This is a genomic window from Sulfitobacter sp. PR48 (genome assembly GCF_028807335.1).
Lineage (GTDB): Bacteria > Pseudomonadota > Alphaproteobacteria > Rhodobacterales > Rhodobacteraceae > Sulfitobacter.
On sequence record NZ_JARAMM010000014.1, the window covers coordinates 44354 to 57193 of the forward strand.

The window sequence follows — 12840 nt, forward strand, 5'->3', positions numbered from 1 at the left end:
ATGCTGCCCGAAAAACAGCAGAAAGACCTGAGATGCTTGCCAAAAGAAACTGGGTGCCTGCCGCCAGCGAAGCCCTTGTCCAGCGGGTTGCCACCCGGACCGCTGCCGCCGATACCGGCCAGACCGCAACGCGGATTGACGCGCTGATCGCGCAGAACCGGGAAATTCATGAACGCGCCTGTTTCAACCTGAACCCTGCCACCAACGTCATGTCACCCCGCGCCGAAGCGGCACTTGCCAGTGGCATCGGCACCCGGCCCTCGCTTGGGTATCCCGGCGACAAGTACGAAATGGGTCTTGAGGCCATCGAAGAGATCGAAGTCATTGCCGCCGAACTTGCCGCAGAGGTTTTTGACGCGGCCTATGCCGAAATCCGCGTGCCTTCCGGTGCTCTGGGAAACCTTTACGGCTTCATGGCGCTCTGTCAGCCGGGGGATACGATCATTGCGCCGCCTGCCTCTGTCGGGGGGCATGTGACGCATCATGCGGCCGGTTGCGCCGGGCTCTACGGGCTCAGGACCGTGCCCGCACCGGTTGATGCAGACGGCTATTCGCTGGACATCGACCAGCTGCGCAGGCTGGCCCATGAGGTCCGCCCCAAGCTGATCACGGTCGGGGCCTCGCTGAACCTTTTCGAACATCCCGTGGCGCAGGTGCGGGCCATCGCAGATGAGGTCGGCGCGAAAGTGCTGTTCGATGCGGCGCATCAATGCGGGATCATCGCCGGGCGCGCCTGGCGCAATCCCCTGAAAGAGGGTGCGCATCTGATGACGATGAGCACCTACAAGAGCCTTGGCGGACCGGCTGGCGGATTGATCGTGACCGATGATGCGGCCATTGCCGAAAGGCTGGACGCCATCGCCTTTCCCGGCATGACCGCGAATTTCGATGCGGCCAAATCGGCGGCTCTGGCCCTGACCCTTCTGGACTGGGTGGATTACGGGGCCGCCTATGCCGCTGAAATGATTGCGGTGGCGCAGGCGCTGGCCGAAGCCCTGGACGCCGAAGGGCTGACGGTGTTCGGCAAGGCGCGCGGCTTTACCCGGTCGCATCAGTTCGCGGTCGAGGCCGAGGCTTTCGGCGGCGGCCAGACCGCGTCAAAGACGCTGCGCAAGGCCGGGTTTCTGGCCTGTGGCATCGGCCTGCCGATCGCGGAGGTGCCGGGCGACATGAACGGCCTGCGCATCGGCACGCCTGAATTGGTGCGCTGGGGTGTGGGTGTGGCGGATGCCAAGCCGCTCGCCGCCATGATTGCCCGTGCGCTGCGGTCAAACGACCCCGCCGGCATGGCAGAGGAGGTCCGCGCGTTTCGGGCAACCTTTGACAGGCTGCATTTCGTGGGCGGCAATGCGGGAGGGCAAAATTCTGCCTAAGCAGGGCATGCCGCGAAAAATCCGGGCGAAACCCGTTTGTTTCCATAGAATCGCCATTGTTGTGTGATTGTTTCGTCATCGCGTTCGGGGAATTCCGTGTATGATCACCCCGACGTAATTGTTCGCGCGCGACCCAGGGGACGGCGGTTGTGCGTTTGGTACCAGTTTCGCCAATGTCCAAGGAGGGATTGCCCCCGTGTCCACCGAGTTCGAAAAGGCAAGTGACATAGCCGAATATCTTCTGCGCCGCACCGGCGTCGCATTGATGTGCGGCGACTTCGACGCATTTGCGCCCTGTTTCATCCTGCCCCAGCATCTCGAAACCATCGAGGGGCGCCGTTTTGTGACCGACAGGGAAACACTGCACCAGATCTTCCGCGCCGTGCGCGCCAACTACCGCGAACGCGGCGTGACCCGGGTGGTCCGGCATTGCGTGGAGGCCAAGTTCAAAAGCAAGAACCTGGTCGAATCCCTGCATGAGGCGCGCATCTATCGGGGCGAGGAACTGCTACAGCCCCCCTACCAGACCTATTCGTGGCTGGAACGCCGGGATGGCCCGGACTGGCGCGTTGCCTACAGTCTTTATGCAATCACCCAGGCCGAAACCCTCAGCAACGCCCTGTTGTCGGTAGAGGCGCAGGCGCGGACGGCAACTGTGCATTAGAACGCGCGGGGGCGGCTTGCACCGGGCCGGTGACATTGAGGTATCGGCTCCGCGCGGTCCCAGCCCTATCCCGCTTCCGATTTGCCCCGCCGGTCACCGCGCAGCGCGGCATAGAGCACATGGGTCCGCCAGCGCCCGTCGATTTGCAGATAGCTCTGCGCGACGCCCTCGTATTTGAAACCGGTCTTTTCCAGCAACCCGCGCGAGGGGCCGTTTTCGGGCAGGCAGGCCGCCTCGATCCGGCTCAGGTCCATGCGGGTAAAGGCGTGATGCACCATCGCCTCGATCGCCTCGCGCATATAGCCATGCCTGGCAAAGGTTTCGCCGGTCCAATAGCCCAGCGTGGCCGATTGCGCGGGGCCCCGGCGCACGTTGTCCAGCGTGATCGCCCCCACCAGGGTTCGATCCTCGCGCCGGATCAGGAACAGCGGCATGGCGGTGCCGGAGTTCACCGACCGCTGCGCCCAGTAGACCCGGTTGGTAAAGGCCTTGCGCGTCAGGTGGTCTTCGGCCCAGGCCGGTTCCCATTTGGTCAGGTAATCGCGGCTTCTGATCCTCAGGCTGGTCCAGTCGCGGAAATCGGCATGTTGCGGCGGACGCAGGGTCAGCCTCTCTGTTTCGATGCGTATTTTCCGTTTGACCAACAGCATCAGGCAGCGCGTCGGGCCTGTAACGCATCCAGCGTCGGCGCGTTCTCCACCGGGCCGTAGAGCGCCAATGCCGCCGGCGAAATCTCTGCCATATGTTGCGCCAGGTCGCGCACATCACCGGTGGTCACGGCATCGATTTTCTCGATGGTCTCGGACAGGGGCGGGATGCGATCCCAGATCTGGATCAGCCGCGCCAGCCGTTCGGCCCTGTTGGAGGGGCTTTCCAGCCCCATCAGCAGGCCCGCTTTCATCTGTGCGCGGGCGCGGGCGACCTCGGCCGGCGACATGTCACTGGCGGCACGTTTCATTTCGTCAATGGTGATCTCGGCCAGTTCCGGCAGCTGCGCTGCAGATGTGCCCGCATAGATCGTGGTCATGCCGGTGTCGGCATAGGCCCCGGCCTGGGCAAAGATCGTATAGCACAACCCGCGGTTCTCGCGGACCTCCTGGAACAGGCGGCTCGACATGCCGCCGCCCAGCGCGGAGGCATAGATCTGCGCCACGTAGATATCGTCGGCACGGTAGCCGGGAGATTCGAAACCCAGCGCGAAATGGGCCTGCTCCAGCGCCTTGATCTGCCGGGTCTCGCCGCCCCGGAAGGTCGCGTTCTGCATCTGGAACATCGGCTTGGCCTGCATGTCGCCAAACAGGGTCTCTGCCAGCTTCACGATCTCGTCGTGGTTCACGGCACCGGCGGCGGCAAGGATCATCTGGTCGGGGCCATAGTGATCGGCAATGAAACCCTGCAGGTCCTGGCGGTTGAAATTCGACACCCGTTCGGTCGGCCCAAGAATGGTGCGTCCCAGCGGCTGATCAGGATAGGCTTCTTCCTGCAACCAGTCGAAAATCACGTCATCGGGGGTATCCAGCGCCTGTCCGATTTCCTGCAGGATCACGCCGCGCTCGACCTCGATCTCCCTGGGGTCCAGCACCGGGTTGCGCAGGATGTCGGCAATCACGTCCAGCCCCAGCGCCACGTCGTTTTCCAGCACCCGCACGTAATAGGCCGTCACCTCGCGCGAGGTATAGGCGTTGATATAGCCGCCCACATCCTCGATCGCCTCGGCGATCTGGAGCGAGCTGCGTCTGGCCGTCCCCTTGAACGCCATATGTTCAAGGAAATGTGCGATGCCGTTCTGCTGCGGCGTCTCGTGGCGTCCGCCCGCAGTCACCCACACCCCGACGGAGGCCGAGGCGAGCCCCGGCATATGTTCGGTCACGATGCGAAAGCCATTGGGCAGGCGGGTCTGGTTCAGGCTCATGCGGAAAGATTTTCCTTGATATGTTTTTTCAGGGCACCGAGATCGTTGTCGATGCGTGTGAAACGCTCCGGCCGGTCAAAAAGGTCCGCCATATGCGGCGGCAGGTCAGGGCGCAATCCGGTGGCAGCCTCGACCGCATCGGGGAATTTTGCCGGATGTGCCGTGGCCAGTGTGACCATTGGGGTGGTCGCGTCACGATGTTCCTCGGCGACCTTGACCCCCACGGCGGAATGCGGGCAGAGCAGTTCGCCCATGGTTTCACGGGCGCTTGCGATGGTGGCGGATGTCTCCTCTTCCGAGGCGCGGCCCGAACGGTAAATGGCCTGCAGGGCCTGCATCGCGCCCTGGCTCACGTCGAAACCGCCCTGCGCCAGCTCGGCCATCAGTTGTCCCACCGCGTTGCCGTCGCGCCCGTAGGCATCAAACAGCGCGCGTTCGAAGTTCGAGGAGACCTGAATGTCCATCGAAGGGCTGATCGAGGGATGTACAGTGGATTTGTGATACCCCTGCCCCTTCAGGCAGCGGTCCAGGATGTCGTTCTGGTTGGTGGCCACAACCAGGTCGCGGATCGGCAGGCCCATCCGCTTGGCGATATAGCCTGCGAAGATGTCACCGAAATTGCCTGTGGGCACGGTAAAGCTGATTTCGCGCTCAGGCGCGCCGAGGCTGACCGCGGCAGAGAAGTAATAGACCACCTGTGCCAGCACCCGGCCCCAGTTGATCGAATTGACGCCTGCCAGCTTTACACTGTCGCGGAACTCGAAATCATTGAACATATCCTTCAGCCGGGCCTGACAATCGTCGAAATCGCCATCGACGGCCAGCGCATGCACGTTGGATTCCGACGGCGTGGTCATCTGGCGGCGCTGCACGTCGCTGACCCGGCCATGCGGGTAGAGGATGAAGACATCCACGTTGCTCAACCCCCGGAACGCCTCGATCGCCGCCGATCCGGTATCGCCCGAGGTCGCGCCGACGATGGTCACCCGGTCGCCCCGGCGGGCAAGCGCCGCCTGGAACATCTGGCCGATCATCTGCATGGCGAAATCCTTGAACGCCAGCGTCGGGCCGTGAAACAGCTCCAGCAGGAAATGGCCGGGGGCCAGTTGCACCAGCGGCGCGCGGGCGCCATGGCTGAACCCGGCATAGGCACGATCGATGATGGCGCGGAAGGCGTCGTCGCTGAAGGTATCCCCGATAAAGGGGCGCATGACGGCAAAGGCGGTTTCCTCATAGCTCTTGCCGTGCAGCGCCGCGATCTGGTCGGAGGTCAGGGTCGGAATCACCTCCGGCACATAGAGCCCGCCGTCGCGCGCCAGCCCGGTCAGCATCGCCTCTTCAAAGGTCAGCGCGGGGGCCTGGCCCCGTGTGGAGATATAGCGCATGGGTTCAGCTTTCGGTTTTGGCACGGCGGCGCAGGAAATAGAGGGACATGGCGGCCCAGATTGCCGCCAGCGAAAACCATGTAATGGCATATTGCAGATGATCGTTCGGGATACGCGACGTGTCCACGGGCAAGGGCGACACCGGTGCCGCGTCATACGACAGGGCGCGCGCAACCACCAGCACCGGTTCGCTTTGCAAGAGCTGTGACATGGCGGTAACATCGCGGGCGAACCAGATGTTGCCGTCAATGTCCGGGGCGGGTGTGAAACTGTCGGTCTCCTGCGGCCACTGCAGGTTGCCGGTGATTGTCACCGGCCCGTCCGGCAGCGGGGGTGCAGCCGCCTCATTGGGGATGTAGCCCCGATCCACCAGCACCCGGCGATCTCCGGTGTTCAACGCGGTGATCAAACGGTAACCCGCGCCCTGATCTTTCTGCGAGACAAGTACACGCAGGGTCTGCCCTTCAAAGCTTCCGGTAACCTTGACGGGCAGATAGGCCGCCTCTCTTGGGTCGGGCTGCTCCGGCAGGGGGACGGCGGGTGCCTCGATCCTGCCATTGATCTCGGCCAGGATGCCCTGTTTCCAGGTCAGGCGCTGCACCTGCCAGACGCCGAGGCTGATCAGGATGGCGGCACCGCCGAGACCGATGAGGATGACAAAAAGCGCGCGGCTCATGCAGGGGTCCGTGTTGCAACGAAAAAGCGCGCGAAGCGGATCGCGCGCTTTGGGGTTTTAGGCGACGGGGCGGCGGATGCAACCCCGCGCGAAGGATCAGCCCGCGGGCACGCCCCAGATGTAGACCGCAAAGAACAGGAACAGCCAGACGACGTCCACGAAGTGCCAGTACCAGGCAGCGGCCTCGAAACCGACGTGCTTCTCGGGTGTGAAATCACCCCGCATGGCGCGGATCAGGCATACCGTCAGGAACACGGTGCCGATGATCACATGTGCGCCGTGGAAACCGGTGGCCATGAAGAAGGCGGAAAAGAACGCGTCGCCGCCAAAGGTCCATTCGTGATGCAAAAGCAGCTCGCCGTATTCATAGGCCTGCAGCGCGGTAAAGGCGATGCCCAGCACGATGGAGATTGCCAGCCCGCTGACCAGGTCCTTGCGGTTGTTTTCATGCACCAGCGCATGGTGCGCCCATGTCACGGCGCAGCCCGACAGCAGCAGGATCAGCGTGTTGATCAGCGGCAGGTGGAAGGCGTTCACCGGGTCGAAGACCGGCGGCACGTATTCCGAGCCCACATATTCGTTCATCGGGTAGAGGGCCTGTTTGAAGAAGGTCCAGAACCAGGCGACAAAGAACATCACCTCGGACATGATGAACAGGATGAAGCCATAGCGCAGGCCGATGCGCACGACCGGAGTATGATCGCCGATGTGGCTTTCTGCGACGACGTCCTTCCACCAGGCGAACATCACGTAAAGCACGCCCACAAAGCCGCCCCAGAACAGGAACGGTGTCACGTCATGCATCCACAGGACAGCGCCGAACAGCATGGCAAAGCCGCTGATCGCGCCGATAAGCGGCCAGCTGGACGGGGCGAGAATATGGTAGTCGTGGTTCTTAGCATGGGCCATGTGCCGGGGTCCCTCTTGATTAATTCAGGTCTGTTGCTGTCTCTGCATCAAGGGCGGCATAGCCCTCGGGCAGATCAATTTCGTAGAATGTATATGACAGGGTGATGGTGTGTACATACTTGCCATCCCTGTCATTGACGATTTCAGGATCGACATAGAAGCTGACCGGCATCTGCACGGTCTCACCGGGGGCGAGAACCTGTTCGGTAAAGCAGAAACAGTCGATCTTGTCGAAGAACGCCCCCGCGGAATAGGGCGTCACGTTATAGCTGGCCTGCCCGGCGATGGGCCGATCCGTGGGATTATGCGCCTCGTAGAAGGCAAGGGCGGTCTCGCCGATGCGCACTTCCATCTCGCGCTCCACCGGCTTGAAGCTCCAGGGCATGCCGCTGTTGAGGTTGCCGTCGAAGCGGACCTTGATGGTCTGGTCGAGGATGTTGTCGCCGCCGCCGCCCACGACCTGCGGCACGCCGCCAAAGCCGGTGACCCGGCAGAACCAGTCATAGAAAGGCACGGAGGCCCAGGCCAGCCCGCCCATGAGGACCACAACAGAAACGGTTTGAAGAACTGTCTTCTGCGGACCGGTAACTGCCATCAGTCCTGCCCCCCAACGGCGGCGGGCGGATTGGCTGTTCCCGGCGCGCGGGTGAAATCGGTCTGGGTAATCTTGACAAAGGTCAGCACCATGACCAGCACCACGAAGCCGCCCAGCATCAGGCCGACGCCGACGTTGCGCCCCTTGCGTCTGGTGTGAATCTCATGCTCTGCGCGAATGGTCATTACCAGCCTCCCATGCCCCAGGTCCGCAGCGTCGCCTCGACCAGGATCGCGCCGAAGTGCAGGAACAGGTAATACAGTGACAGACGGAAGAACTTGCGCTCCACCATATAATTGTCCGCTTCGGCCGCTGCCTCGTCCCGCTGCCAGATGCGCCATGCGCCGATCAGGAACAGCAGGTTCAGCACCACCGATACGGTCAGATAGATATAGCCGCCGATGGCGGTAAAGCCGGTGCCGACAGCCAGCAGCGCAAGCAGCACGGTATAGGCCATGATGTGACGGCGTGTGGCCGGGCGGCCGTGGGTCACGGTCAGCATCGGCACATTCGCATCGTCATAATCGGACCGCATGAACAGCGCCAGCGCCCAGAAATGCGGCGGCGTCCACATGAAGATCAGCGCGAACATCAGCCAGGCCTCGACCGAGAAACTGCCGGTTGCGATGATCCAGCCGATCACCGGCGGAAAGGCCCCCGCCGCGCCGCCGATCACGATGTTCTGCGGTGTCGCGCGCTTGAGCCACATGGAATAGACGACGGCATAGAAAAAGATGGTGAACAGCAGCATGCCGGCTGCCAGAAGATTCGCGGAGAGGCCCAGCATCATGACAGAGAGGAACGAAAGCCCCACGCCCAGCGCCAGCGCCTCGCCCGGTTGCACCTTGCCTGCCGGAATGGGCCGCTTGGCCGTGCGGCGCATCACCGCGTCGATGTCCGCGTCCCACCACATGTTCAGCGCACCCGAGGCCCCCGCGCCAATGGCCACAAAGAGGATGGAGGCGAAACCGATCACCGGATGCACCGACACCGGAGCGGCCAGCATGCCGACCAGGGCCGTGAAGACCACCAGTTGCATCACGCGCGGCTTCAACAGGGCAAAGTAATCACCCAGTTCCGCTTCGTTTTCCAAGGCTGGCGTTTGGCTGACGTCGGTCATGGGACACCTTTAGCTGGCAACAGGGTGGACAGCATCCACCATACAATCACTGCAGGCCGCTTGGGGCCTGCAGGTCGGGCGCGGTGACGGACACCGCGCCGCGAGGATCAGTCAGCCGAAGCGACTGTCAGCGTCTGGGGAATACCGGCGTATTCCTCCTTGGCCTTGCCCAGCCAGTCGGCATAGGCGGCTTCGGACACCACTTTGACAGTGATCGGCATATAGGCATGGGCCTGGCCGCAAAGTTCGGAACACTGGCCGAAATAGACACCTTCACGCTCCGCGCTGAACCACAGTTCGGCCAGACGGCCCGGCACCGCATCCTGCTTCACGCCAAAGGCCGGAACGGTCCAGGCATGGATCACGTCAGAGCCGGTGACCTGCATCACGATGGTCTTGCCCACCGGCACGACAACAGCGGTATCTGTCGCCAGCAGCCATTCGTCACGCGAATAACCGGCGGCTTCAAGCTTGGCCACCATGACATCGTCCAGGGTGTTGGCGATGGCACCTGCGGCTTCGTCCTCGGCGGTCAGGGTGGCGGGCGCGCCGATCATGTAGCTGTCAAAGCCGAAACCTTCGTCCACGTATTCATAGGACCAGTACCACTGGTTGCCGGTCGCCTTGATGGTGATGTCGGCTTCGGGAATTTCCTGCTGGCGGAACAGGATCGGCAGCGAATAGGCGCCGATCAGCACCAGAATCACGATCGGACCAACCGTCCAGGCGATTTCGATGGGTGTATTGTGGGTAAAGGACGACGGGTTCGGATTCCGCTTCTTGCCGTAGCGCAGGATCACCCAGATGATCAGACCGGTCACGAAAAGGGTGATCAGGGTGATGATGACAAGGATCAGCCAGTCGAGATCATGAATATCCTGTGCCAGCCGAGTCACGGCAGGCTGAAAGCCCATTTTGCCGTCCACGGGCGTACCGATGACCTCAAGCCCATCAATGCGCAGATTGTCCTGGGCCAGTACCGGCATGGCCCCGAGGCCTGCCAAGAGCGCGCTAAGAGAGAGAAGTTTTTTCATAAGTCGTCCTGATCTTGTGACCATGTTTGGCTACGGTTTCGCCGGAAGAAGCAGATGATCCCTGCCCGCCCCGTTGTAATCTGGGTGCTTACAATCATATTCTATCCTCAAGATAAAGCCACTTCGATTGCGGCAAACAGACGCGATGCGCATTTTGTGGCACCAATTCAGGACAATTTCATGAGCAGCACCCCCTTTTCCCCCTTCAACGACCTGCTGGACCGCGATGCGGCCCTGAAAACCCTGCGCGAGGCCGTTGCCGGTGCCGATGATGGCGAGCTGTTCTTTGAACGGCGCCGGTCGGAGGGGCTGATGTTCGATGACGGGCGGCTCAAGACGGCAAGCTATGATGCCTCCGAAGGGTTCGGATTGCGCGCGGTGCGCGGCGAGGTGGCGGGTTACGCCCATTCCACCGAAGTCTCCCATGCCGCGCTGGAACGCGCCTGCGAGACTGCGCGCCTGGCCGTGGCAGACGGCGGCGGCACCTGGGCCGATGCGCCCGAGGGCACCAACCGCAAGCTCTATACGGACGAGGATCCGATCGCCGGGGCCGCCTTTCCCGTCAAGATCCAGACTCTGCGCGAGATCGACGCCTTTGCCCGCGATCTGGACAGCCGGGTGGTGCAGGTCAGCGCCAGCATTTCGGCCTCGCTGCAGGAAATCGAGATTCTCCGGCCGGAAGGCACCTCTGTCAGGGATGTGCGCCCGATGACGCGGGTGAATGTCTCGGTCATTGTCGAACAGAACGGCCGCCGCGAAAGCGGCACGGCAGGCGGCGGCGGGCGGATCGGGCTGGATGGCATGCTGGCCCCCGAAGACTGGCAGGCCAAGGCGCGCGAGGCGCTGCGCGTCGCGGTGGTCAACCTTGATGCCGTGCCTGCCCCCGCAGGCGTGATGGATGTGGTGCTGGGCCCCGGCTGGCCCGGTATCTTGCTGCACGAGGCCATTGGCCACGGGCTGGAGGGCGATTTCAACCGCAAGGGGTCGTCGGCCTTTGCCGGGCTGATGGGCCAGCAGATCGCCGCCCCCGGTGTCACGGTGCTGGATGACGGGACGATCCCGGACCGGCGCGGGTCGATCAGCGTCGATGACGAGGGCACGCCCTCGGCCAGGAACGTGCTGATCGAGGACGGGCGGCTGGTGGGTTACATGCAGGACCGGCAGAATGCGCGGCTGATGGGGGTCAAGAGCACCGGCAACGGGCGGCGCGAATCCTTTGCGCATATTCCCATGCCGCGCATGACCAACACCTATATGCTGGGCGGCGATGCAGCCCCCGGCGACATCGTGGCGGACCTGCGCGATGGCATCTATGCGGTGGGATTCGGTGGCGGTCAGGTCGATATCACCAATGGCAAGTTCGTGTTCTCCTGCACCGAGGCCTACCGGGTTCAGAACGGCGTGGTCGGCGCACCGGTCAAGGGGGCGACGCTGATCGGCGACGGGGCCACCGCGCTGAAGCAGATCAGGGCCATCGGCAATGACCCCAGCCTTGACCCCGGCATGGGCAATTGCGGCAAGCAGGGCCAATGGGTGCCGGTGGGCGTGGGCCAGCCGACGCTGATGATCGGCGGGCTGACGGTAGGCGGCTCTGCCACCTGAACCGGCGTTGCCGTTGCGCCCTTCATGGTATACCGACCCTTGCCGTCAGGCAGGCAGTTTGTGCCAAAACGGCAGCAGTTGATTCACGCCCTGTTAACCGCGCTGTCCTATACCTGATTCTGCAACGGACGGAGACACGGGATGACTGACAAGGACCAACATCCTTCTTCCACTCACCCCCCACTCCCACCCACCCCGGAAGACGAACAGCTTGCCCGGCTTCGTCTGTTGCGCTCGCGCCGGGTCGGAATAGCGACGTATAAACGACTGCTGACTGAATACGGCACTGCGCAGAACGCGCTGGCCGCGCTGCCGGAGGTGGCGCGCGCCGCAGGCGTTTCCAGCTATACCCCCTGCCCCGAGGGCGTGATTCTCGCTGAATTGAAAACCGCCCGTGCTGCGGGGGCGCAATTGCTGGCACTGGGAGAATCCCCCTATCCCGAACAACTGGCGGAACTTGCGGATGCGCCGCCCTTTCTGTGGTGTCTGGGCGATCCCGCACTGCTGTCGCGGCCCATGGTTTCCCTGGTGGGTGCGCGCAATGCTTCATCGCTGGGCACTAGGATGGCGCGCGCCCTGGCGCATGATCTTGGTGCCGCGGGATATGTCGTGGTCTCCGGCCTTGCGCGCGGGGTCGATGCCGCCGCACATCTGGGCGCATTGGACAGCGGAACCATCGCCGTGCAGGCGGGCGGCGTCGACGTGATCTATCCTGCGGAAAACGCCGAACTGGCCCGCGACATTGGCCGCCGCGGGTTGCGGCTTTCCGAACAGCCCTTTGGCCTGCAACCGATGGCGCGCCACTTTCCCAGCCGCAATCGCATCATATCGGGCCTGTCGCGCGCCACGGTGGTGGTGGAGGCTGCCGCGAAATCCGGCAGCCTGATCACCGCGCGCGATGCGCTTGATCAAGGCCGCGAGGTGCTGGCGGTGCCGGGTCATCCGCTGGATGCGCGTGCGGCGGGCTGCAACATGCTGATCCGCGATGGGGCGATGCTGGTGCGGTCGGCGGTGGATGTCCTGGATGCCCTGTCGGAAAGCACCCCATTCAATGGCACGGTACCGGGCACTGCCGAAAACCTGTCGGGCCTGCGCGCGCCCGCCTCGGCGCCACCGCCCCGGCACAGCCTGAAAGACGCCGCGCGCCTGCACCAGCAGATCCTGTCACGTCTTGGCCCGTCGCCCCTTGCCGAAGACCAGTTGATCCGCGATCTGAAAGCCGCACCGGCGCAGGTCGCACCGGCACTTGTCGACCTCGAACTTGACGGACAAATCGCGCGGCAACCCGGCGGCCTGCTGACCAGAGTGGTTTGACCATCGCCCGATCCGCCTCGCAAGGCGGCAGATGAAACAAGGTGGCGGCCGGGAAAGGCGGCCCTCATCCGCTGAGCCTTGCCGCCCCGGACCAGGGGGGCGCGAAGCGGCCAGGGCCGCAGTTTGCCGCGCGCATCGCATCGTCGACAGAGCAGCCTTTGCCGCCATGCTGACCGCCACGATCAGCCCCTCCCGCTGCCTTCGGGGATCGGCCCGTCGGACTGAGGCGCATTGACAATCCACCCCGCCATCCCAC

13 protein-coding genes are annotated in these 12840 nt (G+C 63.3%); 4 read left to right on the top strand and 9 right to left on the bottom strand.

Annotated features, from left to right (window positions below; genetic code table 11):
- The first annotated feature begins 32 nt into the window (after window positions 1-32).
- Entirely contained in the window at window positions 33-1373 is a 1341-nt protein-coding gene (gene glyA, locus PVW51_RS17780) for a serine hydroxymethyltransferase (RefSeq protein ID WP_274576413.1), read from the top strand.
- Window positions 1374-1569: 196 nt separating this feature from the next.
- Window positions 1570-2037 (top strand): hypothetical protein, encoded by a 468-nt coding sequence (locus PVW51_RS17785; RefSeq protein ID WP_269367563.1) that lies wholly within the window; start codon window positions 1570-1572, stop codon window positions 2035-2037.
- 65 nt (window positions 2038-2102) lie between these two features.
- Here the strand turns inward: PVW51_RS17785 and PVW51_RS17790 are convergent, their stop codons facing one another.
- From PVW51_RS17790 to coxB, 9 genes are all read right to left on the bottom strand, one after another.
- On the bottom strand, window positions 2103-2687 hold the full coding sequence (locus PVW51_RS17790; protein WP_114272698.1) for a GNAT family N-acetyltransferase: 585 nt from the start codon (window positions 2685-2687) through the stop codon (window positions 2103-2105).
- Window positions 2687-3949, bottom strand: a complete 1263-nt coding sequence (locus tag PVW51_RS17795) for a M16 family metallopeptidase (RefSeq protein ID WP_269367562.1) — start codon at window positions 3947-3949, stop codon at window positions 2687-2689. Before PVW51_RS17795 ends, PVW51_RS17790 begins: the two co-directional genes overlap by 1 nt.
- Window positions 3946-5334, bottom strand: a complete 1389-nt coding sequence (gene thrC, locus PVW51_RS17800) for a threonine synthase (protein WP_274576415.1) — start codon at window positions 5332-5334, stop codon at window positions 3946-3948. The genes PVW51_RS17795 and thrC overlap by 4 nt, the downstream gene beginning before the upstream one ends.
- Before the next feature lie 4 nt (window positions 5335-5338).
- A complete protein-coding gene (locus PVW51_RS17805) occupies window positions 5339-6010 on the bottom strand; it encodes an SURF1 family protein (protein ID WP_274576417.1) in 672 nt (223 codons plus the stop codon).
- Between the two features lie 96 nt (window positions 6011-6106).
- Window positions 6107-6919 carry a cytochrome c oxidase subunit 3 gene (locus PVW51_RS17810; RefSeq protein WP_269367559.1) on the bottom strand — a complete coding sequence of 271 codons (813 nt, stop codon included), beginning with the start codon at window positions 6917-6919 and terminating at the stop codon, window positions 6107-6109.
- Window positions 6920-6938: 19 nt separating this feature from the next.
- Window positions 6939-7514, bottom strand: a complete 576-nt coding sequence (locus PVW51_RS17815; RefSeq protein WP_274576419.1) for a cytochrome c oxidase assembly protein — start codon at window positions 7512-7514, stop codon at window positions 6939-6941.
- Complete coding sequence (locus tag PVW51_RS17820) at window positions 7514-7699, bottom strand: cytochrome C oxidase assembly protein (RefSeq protein ID WP_274576421.1); 186 nt, start codon at window positions 7697-7699, stop codon at window positions 7514-7516. Before PVW51_RS17820 ends, PVW51_RS17815 begins: the two co-directional genes overlap by 1 nt.
- Entirely contained in the window at window positions 7699-8634 is a 936-nt protein-coding gene (cyoE, locus tag PVW51_RS17825) for a heme o synthase (protein WP_274576422.1), read from the bottom strand. The genes PVW51_RS17820 and cyoE overlap by 1 nt, the downstream gene beginning before the upstream one ends.
- Before the next feature lie 107 nt (window positions 8635-8741).
- Window positions 8742-9668 (bottom strand): cytochrome c oxidase subunit II, encoded by a 927-nt coding sequence (gene coxB / locus PVW51_RS17830; RefSeq protein ID WP_269367556.1) that lies wholly within the window; start codon window positions 9666-9668, stop codon window positions 8742-8744.
- Between the two features lie 180 nt (window positions 9669-9848).
- Here coxB and tldD point away from each other — a divergent pair, with 180 nt between their 5' ends.
- Both tldD and dprA read left to right on the top strand, forming a co-directional pair.
- On the top strand, window positions 9849-11270 hold the full coding sequence (tldD, locus tag PVW51_RS17835; RefSeq protein WP_114272756.1) for a metalloprotease TldD: 1422 nt from the start codon (window positions 9849-9851) through the stop codon (window positions 11268-11270).
- 141 nt (window positions 11271-11411) lie between these two features.
- A complete protein-coding gene (dprA, locus tag PVW51_RS17840; protein ID WP_274576424.1) occupies window positions 11412-12584 on the top strand; it encodes a DNA-processing protein DprA in 1173 nt (390 codons plus the stop codon).
- The last annotated feature ends 256 nt before the right edge of the window (window positions 12585-12840 follow it).